The organism is Azospirillum canadense (genome assembly GCF_025961225.1).
GTDB lineage: Bacteria > Pseudomonadota > Alphaproteobacteria > Azospirillales > Azospirillaceae > Azospirillum > Azospirillum canadense.
Window position 1 is genome coordinate 527834 of sequence record NZ_JAOQNG010000004.1, and the last position, 24018, is coordinate 551851.

At 69.7% G+C, this 24018-nt stretch carries 24 protein-coding genes; 12 read left to right on the plus strand and 12 right to left on the minus strand.

The features are described 5' to 3' along the window. Positions 1-18: 18 nt before the first annotated feature. From M2351_RS23995 to M2351_RS24030, 8 genes are all read left to right on the plus strand, one after another. Positions 19-399, plus strand: coding sequence for a response regulator transcription factor (locus M2351_RS23995; protein WP_264658571.1), 381 nt, complete (start codon positions 19-21; stop codon positions 397-399). 107 nt (positions 400-506) lie between these two features. Next, positions 507-1727: an EAL domain-containing protein gene (locus M2351_RS24000; RefSeq protein WP_264658572.1), complete on the plus strand. Its 1221-nt coding sequence runs from the start codon at positions 507-509 to the stop codon at positions 1725-1727. 342 nt (positions 1728-2069) lie between these two features. Beyond that, positions 2070-2501: an OsmC family protein gene (locus M2351_RS24005; RefSeq protein ID WP_209771624.1), complete on the plus strand. Its 432-nt coding sequence runs from the start codon at positions 2070-2072 to the stop codon at positions 2499-2501. 35 nt (positions 2502-2536) lie between these two features. Further along, the gene (locus M2351_RS24010) at positions 2537-2884 is read left to right on the plus strand and encodes a nitrile hydratase subunit beta (RefSeq protein ID WP_264658573.1); all 348 of its coding nucleotides are present in this window, start codon (positions 2537-2539) and stop codon (positions 2882-2884) included. A 3-nt stretch (positions 2885-2887) separates the two neighbouring features. Further along, entirely contained in the window at positions 2888-3571 is a 684-nt protein-coding gene (locus M2351_RS24015; protein ID WP_264658574.1) for a nitrile hydratase subunit alpha, read from the plus strand. After that, complete coding sequence (locus M2351_RS24020; protein WP_264658575.1) at positions 3568-3921, plus strand: nitrile hydratase subunit beta; 354 nt, start codon at positions 3568-3570, stop codon at positions 3919-3921. The genes M2351_RS24015 and M2351_RS24020 overlap by 4 nt, the downstream gene beginning before the upstream one ends. Positions 3922-3925: 4 nt before the next feature. Continuing rightward, positions 3926-4456 (plus strand): DUF302 domain-containing protein, encoded by a 531-nt coding sequence (locus M2351_RS24025; protein ID WP_264658576.1) that lies wholly within the window; start codon positions 3926-3928, stop codon positions 4454-4456. Positions 4457-4553: 97 nt separating this feature from the next. Continuing rightward, positions 4554-5561: an MDR family oxidoreductase gene (locus M2351_RS24030; protein ID WP_264658577.1), complete on the plus strand. Its 1008-nt coding sequence runs from the start codon at positions 4554-4556 to the stop codon at positions 5559-5561. Positions 5562-5692: 131 nt separating this feature from the next. Here the strand turns inward: M2351_RS24030 and M2351_RS24035 are convergent, their stop codons facing one another. The 3 genes from M2351_RS24035 to M2351_RS24045 all read right to left on the minus strand — a co-directional run bounded on the left by M2351_RS24035 (position 5693) and on the right by M2351_RS24045 (position 9910). Next, complete coding sequence (locus M2351_RS24035) at positions 5693-6433, minus strand: FadR/GntR family transcriptional regulator (RefSeq protein ID WP_264658578.1); 741 nt, start codon at positions 6431-6433, stop codon at positions 5693-5695. A gap of 254 nt (positions 6434-6687) precedes the next feature. Next, positions 6688-8163 carry a M10 family metallopeptidase gene (locus tag M2351_RS24040; RefSeq protein WP_264658579.1) on the minus strand — a complete coding sequence of 492 codons (1476 nt, stop codon included), beginning with the start codon at positions 8161-8163 and terminating at the stop codon, positions 6688-6690. Positions 8164-8359: 196 nt separating this feature from the next. Then, positions 8360-9910, minus strand: a complete 1551-nt coding sequence (locus M2351_RS24045) for a DegQ family serine endoprotease (protein WP_264658580.1) — start codon at positions 9908-9910, stop codon at positions 8360-8362. 211 nt (positions 9911-10121) lie between these two features. Between M2351_RS24045 and M2351_RS24050 the strand changes: the two genes are divergently transcribed. Then, positions 10122-10889 (plus strand): Crp/Fnr family transcriptional regulator, encoded by a 768-nt coding sequence (locus M2351_RS24050; RefSeq protein WP_264658581.1) that lies wholly within the window; start codon positions 10122-10124, stop codon positions 10887-10889. A 65-nt stretch (positions 10890-10954) separates the two neighbouring features. Continuing rightward, a complete protein-coding gene (locus M2351_RS24055; RefSeq protein ID WP_264658582.1) occupies positions 10955-12229 on the plus strand; it encodes an MFS transporter in 1275 nt (424 codons plus the stop codon). A gap of 21 nt (positions 12230-12250) precedes the next feature. Here the strand turns inward: M2351_RS24055 and M2351_RS24060 are convergent, their stop codons facing one another. The 5 genes from M2351_RS24060 to M2351_RS24080 form a co-directional block, all read right to left on the minus strand. Next, the gene (locus M2351_RS24060) at positions 12251-13372 is read right to left on the minus strand and encodes an acetoin dehydrogenase dihydrolipoyllysine-residue acetyltransferase subunit (protein ID WP_264658583.1); all 1122 of its coding nucleotides are present in this window, start codon (positions 13370-13372) and stop codon (positions 12251-12253) included. A 16-nt stretch (positions 13373-13388) separates the two neighbouring features. Continuing rightward, a complete protein-coding gene (locus tag M2351_RS24065; protein WP_264658584.1) occupies positions 13389-14426 on the minus strand; it encodes an alpha-ketoacid dehydrogenase subunit beta in 1038 nt (345 codons plus the stop codon). Between the two features lie 30 nt (positions 14427-14456). After that, positions 14457-15440 carry a thiamine pyrophosphate-dependent dehydrogenase E1 component subunit alpha gene (locus M2351_RS24070; RefSeq protein ID WP_319801918.1) on the minus strand — a complete coding sequence of 328 codons (984 nt, stop codon included), beginning with the start codon at positions 15438-15440 and terminating at the stop codon, positions 14457-14459. Between the two features lie 23 nt (positions 15441-15463). After that, complete coding sequence (locus M2351_RS24075) at positions 15464-16525, minus strand: ATP-NAD kinase family protein (RefSeq protein ID WP_264658585.1); 1062 nt, start codon at positions 16523-16525, stop codon at positions 15464-15466. Between the two features lie 276 nt (positions 16526-16801). Continuing rightward, positions 16802-18733: a sigma-54-dependent Fis family transcriptional regulator gene (locus tag M2351_RS24080; RefSeq protein WP_264658586.1), complete on the minus strand. Its 1932-nt coding sequence runs from the start codon at positions 18731-18733 to the stop codon at positions 16802-16804. A gap of 253 nt (positions 18734-18986) precedes the next feature. Between M2351_RS24080 and pobA the strand changes: the two genes are divergently transcribed. Continuing rightward, positions 18987-20195, plus strand: coding sequence for a 4-hydroxybenzoate 3-monooxygenase (gene pobA / locus M2351_RS24085; protein ID WP_264658587.1), 1209 nt, complete (start codon positions 18987-18989; stop codon positions 20193-20195). Between the two features lie 86 nt (positions 20196-20281). Beyond that, complete coding sequence (locus M2351_RS24090) at positions 20282-20656, plus strand: hypothetical protein (protein ID WP_264658588.1); 375 nt, start codon at positions 20282-20284, stop codon at positions 20654-20656. Between the two features lie 30 nt (positions 20657-20686). Here the strand turns inward: M2351_RS24090 and M2351_RS24095 are convergent, their stop codons facing one another. Genes M2351_RS24095 through M2351_RS24110 form a run of 4 tightly spaced genes read right to left on the minus strand, consistent with a single transcriptional unit; the run spans position 20687 to position 24015 of the window. Continuing rightward, a complete protein-coding gene (locus tag M2351_RS24095; protein WP_264658589.1) occupies positions 20687-21397 on the minus strand; it encodes an ABC transporter ATP-binding protein in 711 nt (236 codons plus the stop codon). Continuing rightward, on the minus strand, positions 21384-22145 hold the full coding sequence (locus M2351_RS24100; RefSeq protein WP_264658590.1) for an ABC transporter ATP-binding protein: 762 nt from the start codon (positions 22143-22145) through the stop codon (positions 21384-21386). The genes M2351_RS24095 and M2351_RS24100 overlap by 14 nt, the downstream gene beginning before the upstream one ends. After that, positions 22142-23149, minus strand: a complete 1008-nt coding sequence (locus M2351_RS24105) for a branched-chain amino acid ABC transporter permease (RefSeq protein WP_264658591.1) — start codon at positions 23147-23149, stop codon at positions 22142-22144. The genes M2351_RS24100 and M2351_RS24105 overlap by 4 nt, the downstream gene beginning before the upstream one ends. Then, entirely contained in the window at positions 23146-24015 is an 870-nt protein-coding gene (locus tag M2351_RS24110) for a branched-chain amino acid ABC transporter permease (RefSeq protein WP_264658592.1), read from the minus strand. Before M2351_RS24110 ends, M2351_RS24105 begins: the two co-directional genes overlap by 4 nt. Positions 24016-24018 lie beyond the last annotated feature (3 nt).

Below are 24018 nucleotides of genomic sequence, written 5' to 3' on the forward strand. Positions count from 1 at the left end.
GCTTCCGGGGATCCCCCAGTGCCGCACTCACACCTCATTTCGATCGTCGACGACGACGAGGGCGTCCGCTCGGCGACCGCCAGCTTGGTGCGCTCGCTCGGGTTGCGGGTGCAAACCTTCGCCTCGGCGGAGGACTTCCTGAACTCGCCGCGGCGCGACGCGACGGCGTGCCTGGTCACCGACATCCACATGGGGGGCATGGACGGCTTCGCCCTCCAGGCGGCCGTGCGGCGCCTGGGACTCGGCTTTCCCATCCTGTTCGTCACCGGGCTGGCGTCGGACCGGCTGCGGGAGCGCGCCTTGCAAGGCGGCGCCAAGGCCTTCTTCACCAAGCCGCTGGATGTCGGGGCGTTCCTGTCCTGCCTGGAGGATTGCCTTCGCGGCGGGCCGGCTCCCTGATCCTCGTCCTATGCGCCGGGAAGGTTCCGGTGCAGAATTAAGAAACGGCAAAGCTCAAGTCGGCTTGGCTTGGCAGGTACCGGCCTTTGGAAATTCCGGGGTGTGCGATGATCGATCTTGACCGGGCCGGTGCCATGGACGTGCTGCGGCTGGAGGCGGGGGCGCGGATCTTCTCGGAAGGGGAGCCGGGCGACCACGCCTACCTGATCGGTTCGGGATCGGTTGAGATCGTGGCCGGACGGGACGGCCCGCCGGTCGTGCTGGCCCGCCTTGGCGCCGGCGAGCTGATCGGCGAGATGGCGGTGATCGACGACCATCCCCGCTCCGCAACGGCGCGGGCGCTGGAACCGGTCGAGCTGCTGGTGATCACCCGGGACGTCCTGCGCGGCTATCTGGAGAAGGCCGACCCTCTGCTCAGCCGTCTGCTGCACGTCCTGATCGCCCGGATGCGCCACGCGCAACGCGCCCTGGTGCAGCACACGGGCGGCGCACCCTCGGCCCCGGACCCGACGCAGGAGTTACCGGGAGACGGGGAGGGCGACGTTTTCTCCCTGCTGATCGACGACCTGAAGATTCGGCAGGCCCTGGCCGAGGGCGCGCTCGAACCCTTCTTCCAGCCCATCGTGGAGCTTGGATCGGGACGGCTCGCCGGCTTCGAGACGCTGGTCCGCTGGCGGCACCCGGAGCGCGGGCTGGTCATGCCCGCCGATTTCATCCCCACCGCGGAACGCAGCGGCCTGATCCGCGCCGTCGACCTCCACGTCTTCGAACGGGCCGCGCGGGCGGTACTGGCGGCCGGGAGCGACGGTGGGCGCGCGCCCTTCCTCAGCATCAACCTGTCGGGCAGCCACTTCGCGTCGTTGGAGGTCATCGACCAGTTGGCCGCGATCATCGAGGACACGGGCTTCCCGCCGTCGCGCTTGAAGGTGGAGATCACCGAGGGCGTGCTGGTGGCCCATCCGGAACGCGCGCTGGCCGTCATCGAGGCGATCCACGGGCTGGGCGCGCAGGTCTCGCTCGACGACTTCGGCACCGGCTATTCGTCGCTCAGCTACCTGCACCGCTTTCCCATCGACGTGCTGAAGATCGACCGCAGCTTCGTCGTCGGCATGGCGGAGCACCCGCGCACCGCCGCCATCACGACGGCCATGCTGCAGCTGGCCGGTGCGCTTGGCCTGCAGGTCGTCGCCGAGGGGATCGAGGACGACGGCATCGTGCCGCGCTTGTGCGACCTGGGATGCCATTACGGCCAGGGCTGGCTGTTCGGCCGCCCCATGCCGGCCGACGCCATGCGGCGGCTGGTCGCCAGCGGGCGGACAGCCGGCTGACCGCCGCGGGGTGAGGGCTGCCCCGCCCGGTCCTGCGCGCGGTCCCAAAGACGGGTGCATCGTTCTATAAGTCCTGTCGCTGTTCGCCTAAGTTCCGGCATGTGTCGAGCGCCGCCGTTGCTGGACGCGGCGTATAGACGGCGTCCATCGGTATGGTTTCCCCAACCGCAACGCAGCTGGTTTGCCCGGCAGGCTCCTGGGCCGGGCATGGAGGTCGGGTCGGGCGGCGATGACGCCCCCACATCCCGCCCGCGCCCGACCTCGCTCTTTCATCAACGAACAGCGATCAGCCGCCGGACCCCGCACAGTGTCGAGGGCGCGGCATCGAGGAGGAAACGACCCATGAAGATCAAGCGACACGGTTCGGCCGAGTGGCGCGGCGGCCTCAAGGACGGGCGCGGCGCCATTTCGACGGAAAGCGGCGCGCTGAACGCCTATCCCTACGGCTTCGCCAGCCGGTTCGAAGGCCAGCGCGGCAGCAACCCGGAGGAGCTGATCGGCGCCGCCCACGCCAGCTGCTTCACCATGGCCCTGTCGCTGATCCTGGGCGAGGCCGGCCTGAAGGCGGAGCGCATGGAGACCCGCGCCGACGTGACGCTGGAGCAGGTCGAGGGCGGCTTCGCCATCACGGCCATCCACCTGACGCTGAACGCCACGATTCCGGGCACCGACGCGGCGACCTTCGAACGGCTGGCCGGAGCCGCCAAGGCCAACTGCCCTGTCTCGAAGCTTCTGAAGGCGGACATCACGCTCGATGCCACGCTGGCCGGCTGAGCCCGGCCGCAGGGCTCCTGACAAGAGGATTCCGCATGCCATCGCAAACGGCCGCCCATGGCGGCCCCTTCGCCGGGATCGTGCCCGCGGACGGCGAGGAACCGGTCTTCGCGCCGGGGGACGCCGTCCGCATCCGGACGCTGTCCCCGGTCGGCCACTACCGCGTTCCGCTGTACCTGCGCGGCAAGACCGCCTCCGTCGAGGCGGTCATCCGGCCGGCCGCCGTCGACAACGAGGAGGAAGGCTACGGCCGCAACGCCGGGGCACGCCGCCACTACTACCGCGTGGCCGTTCCGATGACGGCGATCTGGGCCGACTACCGCGGCAACCCCGCCGACAGCCTGCGCATCGAAATCTTCGAGACGTGGCTTGAGAGGATCTGACGGATGAGCCAGCACCATCATGACCATGATCACGATCATGGAGACGGGCACGGGCACCCGCACGCCGAGATCGCCCAGACCGGGATGCCCGGCTATTACGAGATCATGGAGACGGCGGTCCGGGAACTGCTGGTCGAGCGGCGGCTGATTGGCGCCGACGAGATCCGGCGCCAAATCGAGGTGCTGGACTCCCGCACCCCGGCGCTCGGCGCCAAGGTGGTGGCGCACGCCTGGGTTGACGCGGACTTCCGCCGCCGCCTGCTCGCCAACGGGCGGACCGCCTGCGAGGAACTGGGGATCAGCTTCTACGACGACACCCAGCTGATCGTCCTGGAGAACACGGACGAGGTCCACAACCTGATCGTCTGCACGCTGTGCTCCTGCTACCCGCGGCCGGTGCTGGGGCTGCCGCCGGACTGGTACAAGCTGAAGGCCTACCGGGCGCGCGCGGTGGTCGAACCGCGCGCCGTGCTGGCCGAATTCGGCACCATCATCCCCGACGACGTGGAAATCCGCGTCAGCGATTCCACGGCCATGGTCCGCTACCTCGTGCTGCCCCGCCGGCCGGACGGCACGGAAGGCTTCAGCGAGGAGCAGTTGGCGGCGCTGGTGACGCGGGACGCAATGATCGGCGTGGTGCCGGTGACCCTGACGGCAGGCCATACGGCGAAAGGAGCGCTGCAATGACCGCGACCGAACAGCTGATGAAGCGCCTGCCGAACGACATCGGCGGCCTGCCCGCCGAGCCGATCCAGCGCGTGGAGCACGAACTGGAACCGTGGGAGAAGCGCTGCCACGCGCTGGCCGACGTGCTCGACTTCCACAAGATCATCAACACCGAGGAAAAGCGCCGTGGCGTCGAGGCGCTGGGCAGCGAGATGGTCGGCGAGCTCAGCTACTACGAGCGCTGGCTCGCCGCCTTCGCCAACATCCTTTTCCAAAAGGGCATCCTGACGCCGGGCGAGTTGGCCCGGAAGATGGCTGAGGTGGAAGCGCGCTTCGCGGAAGAGGCCGCCGACCGCAAGCCGTGCCCCTGACACCATGACCGCGATCCGCTTGGTCGCCGGGGCGCTGCTGGTGGCCCTGGCGGCCGCGTCCTTCCCCCCGCCGGCCGCCGCGGCCGGCAACAGCGAGCGGACCATGACGCAAACGCCATCCGCAACCCCATCCGGACAGGGACTCATCGTTTCCCCCAGCCGTTTCGGGCCGAAGGAGACCATGGACCGGCTGGTCGCCGCCGTCACCGAGGCGGGGATCGGCATTGCCGCGCGCATCGACCACGCGGCGGCCGCAGCCAAGGCCGGGCTGACGCTGCGCCCGACGGAGGTGCTGGTCTTCGGAAACCCGAAGGCCGGGACTCCGGTCATGCAGGCAATCCCGACCATCGCCATCGACCTGCCGCTGAAAGCGCTGGTCTGGCAGGACGAGGAGGGCCGGACCTGGCTGGCCGTCAACGACCCGGTCTGGCTGGCTGAACGCCACGGCGGGGCCGCGGGCGCGGAGGGGAACCTGCGGGCGATGGCCGCCGGCCTCGTCGCTCTGGCCGCCCGCGCCACCGGCGCGTCGCCCTAAATCCCTATTTGTTTGACAAATAGCGATGCCGCGCGTAGCGTCTCGGTTCAGGACGACGCCGTTCGTCGTGCGCCATCAAGGACGGGAGGACTTCGACGTGGCCGAGAGCTTCGATGCCTTCGTGATCGAGGATGCCGAGGGAAAGCCCAAGGGCGGCTTCAAGCGCCTGACGCTGGCCGATCTGCCCGACAACGACGTGCTGGTCGAGGTCGCCTATTCGACCGTCAACTACAAGGACGGGCTGGCGGTCAGCGGCAAGGGGCGCATCGCCCGCAAGCTGCCGATGGTCGCCGGCATCGACTTGGCCGGCACCGTCGTCGAGTCCCGCTCCCCGGACTGGAAGGCCGGCGACAATGTCGTGGTCAACGGTTGGGGCCTGTCGGAAACCCAATGGGGCGGCTATAGCCGGTTCCAGCGCCTGAAGCCGGAATGGCTGACCCGCCTGCCCGACGCCTTCTCGCTGGAAGAGGCGATGGGCATCGGCACAGCCGGCTACACGGCGGCGCTCTGTGTGGACGCGCTGGAAAAGTGGGGCGTGATCCAGCCCGCCAGCCAGCCGGGCGCCAAGGAGGTGCTGGTCACTGGCGCGGCCGGTGGCGTCGGTTCCGTCGCGGTGGCCCTGCTCGCCAAGCGCGGTTACCCGGTGGTGGCCTCCACCGGCCGGCCGGAGACGCACGACTACCTGCGCGGCCTCGGCGCCACGGGCTTCATCGACCGTGCCACCTTGCTGGAGAAGGGCGCGCCGCTGCAGAAGGAGCGCTGGGCCGGCGGCGTCGATTCCGTCGGTGGGCAGACCCTGGTGAACGCGCTGTCGCAGACCGTGTGGGGCGGCGCCATTGCCGCCTGTGGACTGGCCGGCTCCGCGGACCTGCCGGGCACGGTGCTGCCGCACATCCTGCGCAGCGTGACCCTGCTGGGCGTCGATTCCGTGATGGCCCCGCCGGATCGCCGCAACGCCGCCTGGGCGCGGCTGGCCCGCGACCTGGACAAGGACAAGCTGGCGGCGATGTACGAGGTCCAGCCCTTCCAGGCGCTGCCGGATCTGGCGACGAAGATCCTCGCCGGGCAGATCCGCGGGCGTGTGGTGGTTGATTTGAAGGGGTGAGTTGGCTGTGGGAGGTGGTTGCGCTGGGCCCCCACCCTAACCCTCCCCGGCTGGGCGGGGGAGGGGATTAACGCCTCCCCCCGCGAAGTGGGGGGAGGTTGGGAGGGGGCCAGTGCGACCACCTCCCCGTTTCACCCCGCCCGCTCCGCACGCCGCTTCAGCGCCTCCCCATAGCGGTCGCGCGTGTAGGCGACGAGGTCGGACAGTGCTGCCGTGCCTGCGGCCGGATCGCGGGCCTCGACGGCGTGCAGGATGCGCTCGTGCAGGTCGGCGACGACCAGACGGTCGCGCACGCGGAAGATGATCATGTTGCTCACCGGCTCCAGCGCCTCCACGACGGCGTGCATCAGGTAGCCGAGCAGGGCATTGCCGGCGGCGTCGACCAGCGCCCGGTGGAAGCGGACGTCCGACGCGCAGAACTCCTCGTCGGTCAGCGCCGGGTCGCGCTGGCGCTCCACCTCTCGGCGCATGGCCTCCAATTGTGCGTCGGTCCGGTGCTGCGCCGCCAAGCGGCAGCACACCGTCTCAAGCTCCAGCCGGGCGGTGGCCATGTCGTCCAGGCTGATGTCGCCGACGGCAACCATCAGCGTCGTGGCGTTGGCCAGCGACTGCGCGGCCTCCTCCGGCGCTGGGCTCGCCACGAAGTTCCCGCCGGTGGGGCCGCGGCGCGAGCGGATGAGGTGCTGCGCGGCCAGCCGCTTCAGCGCTTCCCGCACGGTCGGGCGGGACACCTGGAAGCGCTGGGCAAGCTCATCCTCGGTCGGCAGGCGTTCGTCCACCTTCAGCCGGCCGTCCATGATGGCCGCACGGATGCTCTCCGCGATCTGCTTGGCCGCGCTGACCGTCACGACCTTGTCGAAGTCGATGGCCATTCCGATCCCGTCTCCCTCCGTCCCATCTGCTCAACGTAGCACGGACGACCCGTCACCGGCAGCCGGAGTCATACCTGTATTCGTCAGATGAATGGAGACCCCCCAAAAAAAGCCGGCCGGCAGAAGCTGCCGGCCGGAGGTTCGGGGACGGGAGGAAGGAAGCGGGTGTGTCCGATGAGCGAACGGTACGCCCATGGGCCGTCCGCCGCTGTGGCCTGCGTCACAGCCGGTGCCGTTTTTCCGTCCCGTCGGAATCAGACCAGGGTCAGGTCGCCCAAGCCGACGTTGGGGTTGCCGGAGAACAGGCCCAGAAGCCGCACGTCGGACGACGCAACGGCTTGGCCCGGCGCCCCGGCATCGCTGACCAGGTAGGCGCCCGTGTTCGTCCCATCGTTGGCCAGGACCAGGACGTCGTGGGCCGGGGCCGGTCCGACGAACGGGCCGACGGCGGCGAGGAGGCTGGCGAAGCCCGGGTCGGTCAGCCCGGCCAGCGGGGTGGACAGCCGCACCGCCTCGTCGGTCAGCCCGTCGATCTCGCCGGGGCCGCGGACGGTTCCTCCCAGGATCCCGTCGCCGTTGCGATCGATGGCGCTGCGCAGCGCCCCGCCCAGCGCGAGCTTGTCGATGCCGGATTCGAAGCCGGTCACCTGGTCGAACCCGGCCGGCTGGCCGGGCGCGCCGCCGTCGTCCGGGCTGGCCCAGAGGATCATGTCGCCCACGCCGTCCGCGGGCAGTTGCAGCAGGTCGGCGCCGGTGCCGCCGATCAGCACGTTCGCCGTCTGGTTGCCGACGATGGTGTCGTTGCCGATGCCCCCCACCACATTCTCGATCAGCGACCGCGTGTCTCCATCGGCGAGATAGGCGTTGGCGACGTTGCCGCGCGCCAGCTTGGTCGGGTCGGCATAGTCCAGCCGGGCCAACTGCGCGGTGGAGAGGGTGCTCCAGCCGCCGGGCTGGAGGTTGACGGACACGCCCGTCGTGTAGGTGGACAGGTCGTAGGTGTCGGTGCCGCCGCCGTCCCAGACCGTCTGGAAGATGGTCTTTTCGTCGGGGGTGAAGCGGTAGACGGTGTCCCCGGCCCTGGTGGCGTAGTTGGCGCCATACGCGTACTGGATCGCCGCGATGTCGTCGAGCATCGGGGTGGTCGGGTAGGACCCGCGGGGGATGGTGTAGCCGCTCAGCGGTGCGTCGGGATAGGAGCGGTAGCTCATGATCGACAGTTCGATCGAGTCCGTCGCCGCGGGCGCCGTGACCCCGGTCACCACGGGATCGTGCGGGTGCTTCAACCCCAGGGCGTGGCCGATTTCATGCACCGCGGTGGCGTACTGGTAGCTGCCGGGCACCCAGAACGGCACGTTGGTGACGGTCCGCCCGAACCAGACGTCGCCGCCCTGGGGCACGTCGGTCGGCAGGTAGGTGTAGGCGGTGCTCGCCTCCGTCGTGCCGGCGAAGCGGAGGTCGGCGGTCTGCGTCGGCTCCGTCACCGGCACGAAGGTCAGGTTGGCGACCGCCGCCCAGCTTCCCCAGGCTGCGGTCACCGCCTGCTGTTGCGCGCTGTTCAGCGTCGCGAAGCCGGTGAAGGGCTCGCTGCCGGCGCTGTAATTCTCCCAGGAGGAGGACGTGACCGGAAATCCGACGGTCAGCGTGTTGGTGATCCACCGTTCCCCGTCCAGCAGGGCATCGATGGCCGGGTTGCCCGACAGAGGTTCCACCACCGACTGGATCGCCATTCCGGACACCTGCTCCCTTTGATTGCACGCCCGCCCACGGCGCCCAGCGACGACGCGGCGCTGGCCGGGTCCGGGCCGTGCATCCGCTCTAGGGCATAATTCCCAAGTTGACCAATCGGGACAATCCTTCAGGACGGGCAAACAGGAAAGTCCGCACAAGGGGATAGGGGTGCGATTGAGTTACCTCCGGCGGACATCACCCATGCCCGCCCTCCGTCGAGACGGCGACGAACTGCCGCTGGCCGGCGCGGTCGATCAGCAGGAGCGCCCGCTTGTCGTGTTCCAGCGATGCCGACAGGCGCTTCGCCGCCGCCGTGGCGTCGCGCATCGGTTGCTGGTCCACCTGCTCGATCACGTCGCCCGGGCGGATACCCGCTGCAGCCGCAATGCCGTCGCGCTCCACCGCCACGACGAGCGCCCCCTTGGCGTTACCCGCGAGGTGGAGCTGCCGCGCCACCTGCGGGGTCAGCTCGCCCAGCGCCAGCCCGAGCGCCTCGCCGCCCGATGGTTCGCCCGTGCCGCCGCTGGCCACGGCCTTGTCCGCGGGCATCTCGCCCACGCTGGCGCGGATCGTCTCGTCCCGGCCCTGGCGGCGGACGGTCAGCTGCGCCGGCTGGCCGACGGCGGTGTTGGCGACCAGTTTCGGCAGGTCGTGCGACTGCTCAATGGGCTGCCCGTTGTAGGCCTCGATCAGGTCGCCGGGGCGCAGTCCCCCCTTCGCGGCCGGGCCGCCCTCGGTCACGTCGGTGACCAGCGCTCCCTTGGGCTCCGGCAGGCCGAGCGCGGTGGCGATGTCGGGAGTCACCTCCTGGATCGAGACGCCCAGCCAGCCGCGGGTCACCTTGCCGTGCTCCTTCAGTTGCGCCACCACCGGCTTGGCGAGGTTGGACGGAATGGCGAAGCCGATGCCGATGCTGCCGCCCGATGGGGACAGGATGGCGGTGTTGATGCCGATCACCTCGCCGCGGGTGTTGAAGGTCGGCCCACCGGAATTGCCGCGGTTGATCGGCGCGTCGAGCTGGAGGAAGTCGTCATAGGGGCCGGAGTGCAGGTCGCGCCCGCGCGCCGAGACGATGCCGGCGCTGACCGACCCGCCGAGCCCGAACGGGTTGCCCACCGCGACGGCCCAGTCGCCGGGCTTGGCGTCGTCGCTGTCCCCGAAGTTCAGGTAGGGCAGGGGCCGGTCGGAGTCGATCTTCAGCAGCGCAAGGTCGGTCTTGTCGTCGGTGCCGATGACCTTGGCGGGATGCTTGGTCCCGTCCTGGAAGATGACGGTGACCTTGTCGGCGTCCCCGGCCACGTGGTTGTTGGTCACCACATAGCCGTCCGCGCTGATGATGAAGCCCGAGCCCAGCGCCATCCGAGGTCCCGTCTGTGGTGCGGACTGGTCGGGGCCGTTGAAGAAGCGCCGCAGCATCTCGTCGAAGGGCACCCCTTCGGGCACGCCCGGCCCGGCCTCGGCCATCTGGCTGGCGGTGGCGCGCTCGATGACGGAGATGTTGACGACGGCGGGCATGACCTTTTCCACCATGGGGCGGAAGCTGGGCAGTCGGTCGAGCCCGGTGTCCACCGCCGGCGTCTGGTTCAGGGCGGGGGCCGGGGCTTGGCTTTGAGCAAGCGCAGCACCGCAGAACGCCGGGGCAGCGGCGATCCCCGCCGCCACCAGGACGAGGCGGAGTCCCAATGGCGTCCGGGCATGACGCCGGGCAATGTTTTGTGGGGTCGGGGTCGTAAGATTCGCGGGCATTGTGCATCTCCCTTTCGGCCCTGTGGACCGTCTTCCGTGCCAACGAACGGTGCCGGAACTTGTCGCAGACCGGCGTCCGGTCTTCCCGCTGCGGGGGACGCCGTTGCGCGGGGAACGCGCCCAGCACCCGTTCGTTGAGAAAGCGGAGGTTGCACAGGCGATCCTGTTCCCGGCAGCTGGGGTCTGAAGGAACGATGACTCTGAAGGAACGATGACGGCGACACGCCCCCAGGCCTCGACCCGCGTGCCGAACGTGGCCTGTCTCGACTGCACGCTACGGCGGACACGGCTGTTCAAGCCGCTGGACGACGGCGAACTGCGGTACGTCGCCGAACTGCGGGAGCGGCAGCTGTCCCGTCCGGCCGGCGCGCGCCTGCTGCAACCCGGCCCGGCCGGCGGCTACATCTACACGCTGTATTCGGGCTGGGCCTACCGCTCCATCCGGCTGGCCGATGGGTCGCGGCAGATCCTGGAGTTCCTGCTGCCGGGGGATGTCTTCGGCCTGCACGTCGCCCTGGTCGGCGACTGGGACTACGAGGTCACCGCGCTGACCCCCGTCCTGCTCTGCCGGCTGCGCGCGCCAAGCCTGGAGGAACTCTGCGCGCGCTTCCCCGCGCTGAACCGGGCGCTGATCCACACACTGGTGGAGGACAAGCGGCGCGCCGACGGCCGGCTGGCCGTGCTGGGCCGCACGCTGGGGCCGCAGCGCATCGCCTACCTGATGCTGGAACTGGCGGAACGCCTGGAGATGGCGGGCCAGCTGAACGACGGCTGCTGCGAGTTTCCCCTGCGCCGCCGCCACCTCGCCGACGCGACCGGGCTTTCGGGCACGCACGTGAACCGCTCCCTGGCGGAGCTGCGCGACCGGCGCATGGCCCATATCGCCGAAGGGCGGCTGACCATCCTGGACCGGGAGCTGCTGACCGGCTTCGCCGGGTACGCCCCGCTGTCGCAACGGGTGCAGCGGCTTATCTTGTGATCCTTGCCGGCCGCTTCCGTGTTCCTGGACGGCACGGAGGACCCACGGCGCGAGGGGGCGGCCGGATGAGCGGGCAGGGAACGGACTCGAAGGACGGCTTCCGCCCCGCGTCGCTGGACGCCGTGAACTTCCTGCTGGCCGACGTCCGTGGGGCGCTCGGCCCCTATCTCAACGTCTTCCTCGTCACCCAGCAGCATTGGAGCCAGGCGGAGGTCGGGCTGGTGACCACGCTGGCGGGGTGGCTCGGCCTTGCGGTGCAGACGCCGATCGGCGCCGCCATTGACGCCACCCACCGCAAGCGCGGCGCCATCGTCCTGGCGCTGGCCGTGCTGGCGGCGGGTGCCCTGTGCATCTACGCCGTCCCGCGCTTCTGGCCGGTCCTGGTCGCCAACACGCTGATCGCCGTGGTCGGCGACGTCTTCGGGCCGGCGGTGGCGGCCCTGACGCTCGGCCTCGTCCCGCGGCGGGAGCTTGCCCGGCGGATGGGGCGCAACGCCGCCTTCGACCACGCAGGCAATGTCGCCGTCGCGGCCGCCGCGGGGGCGGTCGGCTGGATGTTCTCGCAACGGGCGGTGTTCCTGCTGGTGCCGGTCTTCGCGCTGCTCTCCACCGCCGCCGTGCTGTCGATCCCGGCCGCGGCCATCGACCAGCGCCGCGCGCGCGGCGCGGAGGAGGGCGGTGCGGACGGTCACGTGTCCGGCGTGAAGGTGCTGGTCCAATGCCGGCCGCTGCTGATCTTCGGAGTCTGCGCCTTGCTGTTCCACTTCGCCAACGCGCCGCTGCTGCCGCTCGTCGGGCAGAAGCTCGCCTTCGCGCATGGGGAGTGGGCGACCGCCATGATGTCGTCCTGCATCATCGCCGCCCAACTGGTCATGCTGCCCATCGCCGTGCTGGTGGGGCGGAACGCCGACCGCTGGGGGCGCAAGCCGCTCTTGCTCATTGGCTTCGGCATGCTGCCGCTGCGGGCGCTGCTCTACACGCTGTCGGACGACAGCGCGTGGCTGATCGGCGTTCAGCTTCTGGACGGCGTTGGCGCCGGCATCTTCGGCGCGCTGACCCCGCTGGTGGCCGCGGACCTGATGCGGGGCACCGGGCGCTACAACCTGGCGCTCGGCGCCATCGCGACGATGCAGGGGGTTGGGGCTTCGACCAGCGGCCTGGTTGCCGGGCTGGTCGTGGACCGCTTCGGCTATACGGCCGCCTTCCTCACCTGCGGGGCCGCCGCCCTGGTGGCGCTGGCGGCATTGCTGCTCGGTATGCCGGAAACCGCCCCGACCGGGATGGCCGATGCGGTGCCGGGCAACGGCGCGGCGCGGGAGGAACCCGGCCTCGCCGAGTAGCCTCCCGCGCCGCGGGACCGTTCACTTTCCGATGTGCTCCTTCAGCAGGGCGTTCACGGTGCCGGCGGCTTCCATCTGCACCATGTGGCCGGCGTTGGGGATCACTTCCGTCCGGGAGCCGGAGCCCAGTGCGGTGGCGTGGGCGGCCGGGATGATCCGGTCCTCCTGGCCCCACACCACCAGCGTCGGCTTGCCCGTGCCGGCGACGTCCGCCGCCAGCACGCGCGCCTGCTCCCCGTTCGTGAACAGGGCCCCGGACAGCGCCCGCAGCGCGCCGTCCACCCCGTCCAGCCGCTTGTACTTCAGCAGATCCTCAACCAGCTGGCGGCTGACGAGGCCGGTGTCGGCGAACAGCTGCTCCAGCACCGGCTTCAGGTCGCGCCGTCCCGTTGCCGCGACGAAGCCCTGGATGTAGGCGTGGTTGATCTCCCGCCCCAGTCCGGCCGAGGCGATGAGCGCCAGCGAGTCCACCCGGTCCGGCGCGTCGAGCGCCGTCTGCATGGACACCGCCCCGCCCATGGAATGCCCGACCAGATGGGCGGAGCCGATGCCGACCGTGTCCATGAAGCCGCGCAAGGCCGCCGACAGGCCGGCCAGCGACGGGTCGGCGATGGCCTTGGTGGACTGCCCGTGGCCCGGCAGGTCCAGCGCGTAGACCGTGGCCTTCTCCGCCAGCGCGTCGATGTTGAACAGCCAGTTGTCGAGGTCGCCGCCGAAGCCGTGCACCAGCAGCACCGTCCGGTTCCCATCGCCGCGCTTGGCATAGCGGAGCGTTCCGGCCGGCGTGTCGGCGAACAGGTATTGCGGGCTGGATTCCTCGCCGCCCTCCTCGTCGTCGCCCTTGGGCACGGCGAAGCCGGCGACGAAGGCGTCCACCTCCGCGTCCGGCACGTCGGGGTCGGCCAGCACGGCGATCAGCGACTTCACCGGGTAGACGTTGCCCGGCTCCGCCAGCACCCGGCGCAGCGTGCCGGCGTCCCCGGCCTCCACCACGTTGGTGATCTTGTCGGTCTCGACCTCCAGCAGATCGTCGCCGACGTTGACGGTCGATCCCGGCTGCTTCAGCCAGCCGGTGATCTTGCCCTCCGACATGGACAGGCCCCACTTCGGCATGACGATTGGCTTGATGCGCTCAGTGTGCATAAGAAGGCGCTCCGGGTCAGGCGGCGATGCTGCGGGGCGAGGTGCCGGTGGGCGCCAGCGTCCTGCGCGCCGCGTCGGCGATGGCGGCGGCGTTCGGGATGTAGAGATCTTCCAGCACGGGCGAGAAGGGCACCGGCACGTGCGGCGCCGTCACCATCTGCACCCCGGCCTTCAGCGCGCCGAAGGCGTTCTGCCCGACGAAGGCCGCGACGTCCGACGCGATGCTGCACCGCGGGTGCGCCTCATCGACGACGACCAGCCGGCCGGTGCGCTCCACGCTGTCGATCACCGTGTCCCAGTCGATGGGCGACAGGGTGCGCAGATCGATGACCTCGGCCTCCACCTTCTCTTTGGCGAGAGCTTCCGCGGCTTCCATGGCGCGGTGGACGGTCAGGCCGTAGCTGACGATGGTCACGTCGTCGCCGTCGCGCAGCACGTTCGCCTCGCCGAAGGGGATGGCGTAGGATTCGGCCGGGACGTCGCATTCCAGCCCGTATAGGTTCTTGTGCTCGCAGAAGATGACCGGGTCGTTGTCGCGGATCGACTGGATCAGCAGGCCCTTGGCGTCGTAGGCGTTGGACGGGCAGACCACCTTCACGCCGGGGATGTGGGTGAAGATGGGCGTCAGCATCTGCGAATGCTGGGCCGCCGCGCGGAAGCCGGCGCCGACCATGGCGCGGATGACCACCGGCGTTTCCGCCTTGCCGCCGAACATGTAGCGGAACTTGGCCGCCTGATTGAAGATTTGGTCGAAGCAGACGCCCATGAAGTCGATGAACATCAGCTCCGCCACCGGACGCAGGCCGCAGGTCGCCGCCCCGATGGCCGCGCCGATGTAGGCGGATTCCGACAGCGGCGTGTCCATCAGCCGGTCGCCGTGCTTGGCGTGCAGCCCCTTGGTGACGCCCAAAACGCCGCCCCAGGCGTCGTCCTCGCCGGGGGAGCCGGTGCCGCCGACGATGTCCTCCCCCATCACGATGACGGTCGGGTCGCGGGTCATCTCCAGGTCCAGCGCCTCGTTGATCGCCTGCTTCATGCTGATCTTGCGGGCCATGGTTCGTTCCTCCTTATCGGGCAGGCTTTTTCAGTAAGCGACGTAGACGTCGGTCAGCAGTTCGGCCGGGGCCGGCAGCGGGGCGCCCCTGGCGGCGCGGACGGCGTCCTCGATCAGGTCAAGCACTTGCCGGTCGATGGCCTCCAACTCGGCGCGGGGGATCACGCCGGCCTCGATCACGCGCTCGGCGAAGATCTTGATGCAGTCGCGGCTGGCGCGGATCGCCTCCACCTCGCCCTTGGCGCGGTAGGTCTGGGCGTCGCCTTCGAAATGGCCGTAGAAGCGGACCATGTTGCATTCCAGAAGCGCCGGGCCGCCGCCCTCGCGCGCGCGCCGGATGATCTCGCCGGCCGCCTCGTAGACCGCGAAGAAGTCGGTGCCGTCCACCGTGACACCCGGCAGGCCGAAGCCGCTGGCGCGGTCGATGTAGGAATCCACCGCCACCGCCCAGTCGCGCGCGGTGGATTCGGCGTAGCCGTTGTTCTCCACCACGAAGATCGCCGGCAGGTTCCACACGGCGGCGAGGTTCAGGCTTTCCAGGAAGGTGCCCTGGTTGGACGCGCCGTCGCCGACGAAGCTGATGCCGACCCCGCCGTCGCCGCGCACCTTGGCGGCGAGCGCCGCGCCGCAGACCAGTGGCGCCCCGGCGCCGAGGATGCCGTTCGCGCCCATCATGCCCTTGGACAGGTCGGCGATGTGCATGGAGCCGCCCTTGCCCCGGCAGGCGCCGGTGGAGCGACCGTAGATCTCCGCCATCATCTCGTGCACGTCCACGCCCTTGGCGATGCAGTGCCCATGGCCGCGGTGGGTGGAGGCGATGCGGTCGTTGTCCTTCAGGTGCATCATGATGCCGGCCGCACTGGCCTCCTCGCCGGCGTAGAGGTGCACGAAGCCGGGGATGTCGCCCTTGGCGAAGTCGATGTGCAGCCGTTCCTCGAACTCGCGGATCGTCCGCATGATCCGGTAGGCTTTCAGGAGGTCGTCACGGCTCAAGGGAAATGGATTCTCGGTCACGGTGTTTCTCCCCTTCGTTGTTGTTAGGCGGTCGCCGACAGCGGCGCCGGGGCGCCGGCCAGCAGCCGGTTCTGAGCGGCGAACCGCATGCAGCCGCCCACGTTGACGGTGCGGAAGGCGTCGTCCCGGAGCGTCAGGGACACGCGGTCGCGCGCCGAAAAAGAGACCTCGCGCTCGCCGTCCAGCGCGATGGAGCCGGCCTTGATCTCCGGCACGAAGGGCACGCCGGCCGGCATGCGACGCCAGTCGGTGACGCCGACCGGGGTGATCATGCCGGGGGCGATCGGGGCGTGCAGGATCGTGCCGCAGGTTCCCGCCTGCCGCTGTTCGGGCGTGGCGAGGCGGACCATCAGCCCGCCGCTCTCGTCGCGGGCGACGGGCTCCAGCAGGCCGGCGATGGCCGACATGCCGATCACCTCCGGGTCGGCGAAGGTCACGAACAGCTCCCGGAAATTCTCCGTCCGATAGAGCGCGCGGGCGCCGATGTAGCGCTCCGTCACCATCGCCACGTCGACCAGCGCGATCTCCCGCACTTCCCCGCCGTTGACGCAGACGTCGATGCGCTTGTTGGCGGCGAAGGCGACCGGGGCGGGGACCTTGCCGGTGACGGCGAGGCCGGTCGCCAGCCCGGTGATGGTCGGCTCCCGGTGTTCGGGAAAGGCGTTGTTGGTGCCGGTGGAGATGCCGGCGACCGGGATGCTGCCGCAATGGGCGACCACGGCGCGGTGCGTGCCGTCCCCACCCAGCACGACGATGGCCGCCACCCCGGCCTGCCGCATGGCCTCGGTGGCCCGGTGGGTGTCGGCGACGGTGCCGGTAACCGGCATGTCGATCAGGTGGATGGCCGGGTAGGGCGTGTCGCCATGCGCGCGGGCGCGGACGACGCCGCGCTCCACATGGCCGCGGATACCGCCCTTTTCCGGCATCATCAGGACGTCCGTCACCCCGCAGGCGCGGAGCGCCGCCAGGACGCGCAGGACGATGTTCGCCCGGTCGGTGATCTGCAGGCTCGCCGCGTTGGCGACGACCCTGCGGATGTCGCGGGCGGAGACGGGGTTGGCGATGATGCCGACGACGGGGGCCACGCTGCACTCCCTTCCAGCTTCTGCGTCGGGGAGGCTATTGCAGCGGGCGTGCCATTTTGTTGGCGGAGCGGACTTTCTTTAAAATCCGGGGGTTGGCGGGGGTGTGGGGTGGGGCGGTGTTGCGCGGACTGTTGCAGGGTGGTGCCACAGGTGTTGCATGGGTTTTTACCACCAAGACACCAAGGCACCAAGAATCCACCACATGCTGGATGCGAGGATTCTTGGTGCCTTGGTGTCTTGGTGGTGAATCCCTTCGCGGGGCGACGTATTTGGGCGTCACTCCCGATGGGGCGGCACGATCCCGTAGCGCCGCATCTGCCGGTGCACCGTGGAGCGGTCCACGCCCATGTCGCGCGCCACGGCCGACACGTTCCAGTGCAGCCGCCGCAGCGCTTCGCGCAGGCGGTCGGCCTGTTCATCGGCCGTCACGGAAGGCGGCAACCCTCCCGCCGGCCACGCCTCGTACTCGCCGCTGCGCTGCACCGGGTCCGGCAGATCGTCCAACTCGATGCGCCCGCCCTCGCAGACGGCGCAGGCGTAGTCGAGCACGTTGACCAACTCCCGCACGTTGCCGGGCCAGCTGTAGGCGCGCAGCGCCTCCAGCGCTGGAGCGGAGAGGGCGTAGTCGACGGCTTCGCGCTCCACCCGCTCGGCCAGCAGCCGCCCGATCAGCCAGTCGAGGTCGCCACGCTGGCGCAGCGGCGGCAGGGTGAAGACCGCGCCGTTCAGCCGGAAATACAGATCGTCGCGGAAGGAGCCGACCTTCACGAGGTCGACCAAGTTGCGGTGTGTCGCTGCGATGACCCGCACGTCCACCGACACGGCGCGGGTGCGCCCGACGGGCGTCACCTCCCGCTCCGCCAGCACGCGCAGCAGGCGGGTTTGCGAGGACAGCGGCATGTCGCCGATCTCGTCCAGGAACAGCGTGCCGCCGTCGGCCTCTAGCACCAGCCCCTTCTTGCCGCGTGCCGCCGCGCCGGTGAAGGAGCCGGCCTCGTGCCCGAACAACTCGCTCTCAATCAGGGATTCCGGCAGGGCGGCGCAGTTCACCGCGACGAAGGGCTTGCGCGCCCGCACGCTCGCCCGGTGCAGGGCCTTGGCGAAATGCTCCTTGCCGGTACCGGTCTCGCCGTGGATCAGCAGGCTCATGCGCGTGTTCACCAGCTTCGCCGCGCGCCCGAGCATGGACTGCAACGCCGGGTCGCCGCCCGACACGGCCTGGAGCGGTTCGGGAAGCGTGGCTTCCTCAACGGGGCGGGGCCGCGGAACGGCGACGGTCGGCGGCGGCATGGCCTGCGCGAACAGGGAGGTGCCGCAGCGCCGCAGCCGCAGCGTGCGCTGGTCGGACGGCATGGAGCGTACGAAGCGCACGAGGTCGCCCACCTCCGCCTCGAACAGGTCGGCGAAGGATCGGCCGAGCAGCGGCATCCCGCCGTTGTCGCCCGGTAGGAGGACCTCGGCGGCGCGGTGGTTGAAGCCGATGATGCGCCCGGCCCCGTCCAGCGCGATCACCACGTCCGGATCGACCTCCGCGAACTCCTGCGAGGCGGAGAGCTTAACCACCCACTCCCGCCGGAAGTTGTTGTAGAGGTTGGCGTTCTCGATCTTGTGCGTGTAGGCGCGGACCATCTGGAGCGCCAAGTGCTGGCTGATCTTCGGCTCTGGCGAGCGGAGCGCGGAGATGTCCAGCACGGCGGCCAGTTCCCCGCCGCTGTCGTAGACGGGCGAGGCCGTGCAGGTCAGGGCAATGTGGGTGGCGTCGAAATGGTCGGTCTGGTGGACGGTCAGCGGCTCGCCCGTGGCGATGCAGGTGCCGACCGCGCAGGTGCCGGCGCGCCCCTCGTTCCAGTCCGCGCCCAGATAGAGCCCGGCGCGACGCAGGTGGTTGTCGAAGGTCGGGTCGCCGATGAAGTCGACGGTGATGCCGTTGCTGTCGGTCAGCAGCAGCACATAGCCCATGCCAGCCACCTGCCGGTACAGCGCCTCCAGCCCGAAGCGGGCCATCCGCAGGAACTCGTCCATAGCGTCGCGGTGCACGCGCAGCCGCTCATGCGGCAGGATGTAGGCCTCGCGCCGCACCGCCGGGTCGAGCTTGTGGTCGGCGACGCAGCGGCGCCAGGAATCCCGGATGACGGCGTCACGCTCCGACGCCCGCCCTTCCGAGACGCGGACAAGCTCGTCGATGTGCGCCGTCTGCGCGCGGTCCATCGTCGATCCTCCCAAGCCATCCTATTATCGCTTGGTTCGCCAAGCGGACATTTGGCGGCAATGGTATCAACGGGCTGAAGCTTGGCGCAACCTGGGCAAAAGCATCATTCCGGGGCGGCCGGCCGGTGGGGATTCACCACCTTGGCACCAAGGCACCAAGAGGATCCGTTGCGCTTCCCCGTCGGGTGCATCATCTTTGAAAATGTTGGTGTAACGAACAATAACGTCCGGCGCCGATGGGAGGAGACAGAGCATGGTGAACCGTGGCAGAGCCCGCGTGCGCCGCACCCAGGTCGGAATCATTGGGGCGGGGCCGGCCGGCCTGTTCCTGGCGCATCTTCTCCACCGCCAGGGCATCGAGTCCGTCATCGTCGAGAATCGCAATCGCGCCGAGATCGAGGGCACCATCCGCGCCGGCGTGCTGGAGCAGTGGACGGTCGACCTGATGAACGAGATGGGCCTCGGCGCCCGCATGATGCGGGAGGCGCATTTCCATTCCGGCATTACGCTGCGCTTCAACGGCAAGAGCCACCACATCGACATGGAGGGCCTGACCGGCGGCAAGCGCGTCACCGTCTACGCCCAGCACGAGGTGATCCGCGATCTCGTCGCGGCGCGGCTGGAGGACGGCGGCGAGATCGTCTTCAACGTTGGCGAGACCAGCCTGCACGACCTCGACACCGACCGTCCGAAAATCCGGTACCGGCGGGATCGGGACGGTGAGGTGGAGGAAATCCACTGCGACTTCATCGCCGGCTGCGACGGGTTCCATGGGCCGAGCCGTCCGGCGATTCCCGAAGCGGCGCGGACCGAATACCAGAAGGTCTACCCGTTCGGCTGGCTGGGCATCCTGACGGAGGCGCCGCCTTCCTACCCGGAGCTGATTTACGCGAACCACGAGCGCGGCTTCGCCCTGCTCAGCACCCGCTCGCCGGAAATCCAGCGCCTCTACATCCAGTGCGATCCGAAGGACGACATCGCCAACTGGTCGGACGACCGCATCTGGTCGGAATTGCACGCCCGGCTGGCGACGAAGGACGGCTGGAGCTTGACGGAGGGGCCGATCTTCCAGAAGGGCATCATCGCCATGCGCAGCTTCGTCTGCGACCCGATGCAGCACGGCCGCCTGTTCATCGCCGGCGACGCCGCGCACATCGTGCCGCCCACGGGGGCGAAGGGGCTGAACCTCGCGGTCGCCGACGTGGTGGTGCTGTCGCGCGGGCTGGTGGACTATTACCGGTCGGGCCGGATGGAGCGGCTGGAGCAATACTCGGCCACCGCGCTCCGCCGCATCTGGAAGGCGGAACGCTTCTCCTGGTACATGACGACCATGCTGCACCGGAACGAGGCCGAGACTCCGTTTGAGCAGCGAATACACTTGGCTGACCTAGACTACGTCGTCCATTCTCGCGCGGCGGCCACCGCGCTTGCCGAAAACTATGTGGGGCTGCCGATCGATTAAGGAGTAGGCGCCGGGGCCTTGACGTGGATCAAGGCTCCGCCCCCGGCGGCGGATCTAGCGTTCGATAAGCAACGCAGGAGGCCGCCATGACCGTGATGCCGTCCAAGGGTTGGCTGGCCCGCCTGATCCGGGAGGTGGCCGGCACCGGGGAGCTTGAAGCGCTGGACCCGCACGACCGCAGCCGTCTGCGGGACGACACCGGGATGAGCGACGCCGATCTGCTCGACATCCTCCACGCCCGCCATGTGAACGAACTTCTGCCGCTGGCGCTCGCCTGCCACGGCATCGACGCGGACGCCCTCGACCGTGAGCAGAGGGAGGTGATGCACGACCTTCAGCGCACCTGCGCCCATTGCGGCATCACACGGGCCTGCCGACGCCTGCTGAGCGATGATGACCTGGACGCCCACCGCCGGGTGTGCCCGAACGCCGGGACGATGGAGGGACTGGGGGAGGGGTAGGGAGGAGAGCCCAAGACGACCACTCTCCCGTCACCCCGCCGGCACCACGCCCAGGTGCCGTTCCAGCAGCGCGTGGTCGGCCCTCGCCTCCGCCGCCGGACCTTGATGCACCACCCGGCCGCGGTCGAGCATAACCACCTCTTCGGCGAAATCCAGGGCGCGGTCGACTTGCTGTTCCACCAGGATCACGCTCATGGACAGCCGCGACAGGGCCTGCATCAGCAGGTCGCAGATCACAGGGGCCAGACCCTCCAGCGGTTCGTCCAGCAGCAACACGGTCGGCTGGCCGAGCAGAGCGCGGGCGACCGACAGCATCTGCTGCTCCCCGCCGGACAACTCGCCGCCGCCGTTGCGGCGCCGCTCGCCGAGGCGGGGGAACAGGGCGTAGGCCTCCTCCAGCGCGGAGCGCGGGCGGCCCTTCAGGCCGGTGACGAGGTTTTCCTCGACGGTCAGGGAGCGAAAGACGTCACGCGTCTGCGGGACGTAGCCCAGCCCCGCCGCCGCCCGTGCCGAGGAGCCAAGCCGGCCCAACTCCACCCCATCCAGCGTGATGGTGCCGCCGTGGCGCGTGGTCTGCCCGACCAGCGTGGCGAGCGTCGTCGTCTTGCCGACTCCGTTGCGCCCCAGCAGGGCAAGGCGCCCACCGGCGGGCACGGTCAGGGACAGGTTTTCGATGATGCGGGTCTGGCCATAGCCGGCGGTCAGGCCGGCGATTTCCAGGCGGCCTCTATTGGTGGACATGCGCGCGGCTCCCCAGATAAACGTCGCGCACGCGCGGATCGGCGGCGATCTCCTGCGCGGTGCCGCTGCACAGCAGGCGCCCCTGCGCCAGCACGATGATGCGCCGGGCGAAGCGGAAGACCAGGTCCATGTCGTGCTCAATCATCAGCACGGCGAGGTCGGCGGGCAGCCGGTCCAGCGCGTCGAGGATGCGGTGGCTTTCCGAATGCGGCACGCCGGCCGCGGGCTCGTCCAGGATCAGCACCTTGGGCTTCAGCGCGAGCGCCAGCGCGATTTCCAGCAGCCGCTGCTGCCCGTAGGCCAGCGTGCCGACCGGAGTCTCCGCCGCGGCGCCCAGGCCCATGGCGTCGAGCAGCCCGGCAACCTCATCGGCCAGACCCGGCATCCGCCGGACCGAAGCGAAAAGGCGGAAGGTCTTCCGCTCGCGTTCAAGGACGGCCAGTTCCAGATGCTCCCGCACCGTCATGCTGCGGAACAGGCGGGCCACCTGGAAGGAGCGGATCAGGCCGCGGCGCACCCGCGCCTCCGCGGACAGCGTGGTGACATCCTGCCCCTCCAGCCGGATGGTGCCGGCGGTCGGCGCCAGGACGCCGGTGACGAGGTTCACGAAGGTCGTCTTGCCCGCCCCGTTCGGCCCGATCAGCGCGCAACGATCGCCCGCCTTCAGGTCCAGCGTGATGTCGGAGGAGACCTGGAGGCCGCCGAAATTCTTGCTCAGCCCCTCGACCTCCAGCAGCGCCGTGGTCATGCGCGGCCTCTTTTCAGGCGGTGGACGACGCGTTCAATGCCGGAGGTGATGCCACCCGGCGCGAACAGGACGATGGCCATCAGGAACAGGCCGATGAACAGCATCCAGTGGAACGGGTCGCTGGAGGCGAGGATGTGGTGAATCGTCATGAAAGCGACCGTGCCGATGACAGCACCATAGAGCCGCCCGGTTCCGCCCAACACCAGCATGACCAGCGCCTCCGCCGACCAGGAGAAGCTGGCGCTGTCCAGCCCGACGATGCCGCTGGTCACCGCGGTCAGCGCCCCGGCCACCCCGGCGAACACCCCGGCGACGGCGTAGAGCGTCACGAGGTAGCGCTTGGGCGAACCGCCGAGCGCGGCGACGCGCAGCGGATCCTCCTTCACGCCGCGGCAGGCCAGCCCGAAGGGGGAGCGCACGATGCGCCGCGCCACCAGATAGCCCACGATCAGCACCGCCAGCGCGAACAGGTAGGAGGTGCGACCGTATAGGTCGAAGCGGAACAGGCCCAGCACCGGGGCCGGGTCGATACCCGACAGGCCGTCGCTGCCGCCGGTCCAGTCGCGGGCCTTGTTGGCGACCTCCTGCACGATCTGCACGACGGCGATGGTCAGCATCAGCAGGGTCAGGCCGCGGGCGTGCAGGATCAAGGCACCGGTCACCAGCGCGATCAGCCCGCCCGCGACGCCGCCGATGGCCAGCAGGGTGATCGGTTCGTTGACGAGGTTCACCGCGGCGATGCCCGCGGCGTAGGCGCCGGTGCCGAACATGGCCGCCTGCCCCAGCGTGGCGATGCCGCCGAAACCGAGCACGAGGTCGAGCGACAGCACGTAGAGCGCCGTCGCGGCGATGCGCGTCATCAGCCCCAGGTCGTCGGGGAACAGCCAGAAGGCGGCAAGCCCGAGCACCGCCATGACCGGCACGGCGGCCCCGTCCAGCGCGGCGCGCCGCAGCCGGCGGCCCGCCGTCTCGCGCCGGGGCCGGTTGGTCGCCACGGCGCTCATGCGGATCTCCCGTGGAAGAAGCCGTGCGGCCAGCGGAACAGGATCAGGATCAGGGCGGCGTAGAAGAAGAACTCCCCGAAGTTCGGGATCAGGTACTTGCCCGCCGTGTCCACGATGCCCAGCGCCAGCGCCGCGGCGGCTGAGCCGAAGATGCTGCCGGCCCCGCCCACGGCGACCACTGCCAGGAACAGCACGATGTAACGGATGGCGTAGTAGGGCTCCAGCGGCAGCAGCTCCGCCCCCAGCACGCCGCCCATGGCCGCCAGCCCGGTGCCCAGCGCGAAGGTCGCCATGTACAGCCGCTCCGTCCGGATGCCGAGTGCGGCGGCCATGTTGGGGTCGTCCACGGCGGCGCGCAGCTTGATGCCGAAGTCGGTGCGTTCCAGCAGCCACCAGAGGCCGAGGATGGTCGCGGCGCCCATGCCGATGACGAAGGCGCGGTGCGCCGGGATCGACTTCGGCCCGATCGACACGGTGCCGAGCAGTGCGTCGGGCAACGGGATGCGCTTCAGCGTGGGGCCGAACAGGTAGTTGATGCCGGCCACGATCACGAAGGTCAGGCCGATGGTCAGCAGCACCTGGCTCAGCTCGTTGGCGGAGCCGTAGATGCGGCGGTAGAGCAGCCGTTCCATCGGCAGCGTGGCGACCACGGTCAGCAGCACCGCCACGACCAGCGCCGCCGCGTAGGGCAGCCCGAGCCTCTGTGCGGCGTAGGAGGCGATGTAGCCCGCGACCATGGCGAAGGCACCGTGCGCAAGGTTGACCACCCGCATCAGGCCCAGCGTGACCGACAGCCCGACCGAGATGATGAACAGAATCATCCCGTAGGCGACGCCGTCCACGACGATGCCGAAAACCGTTTCCATGAA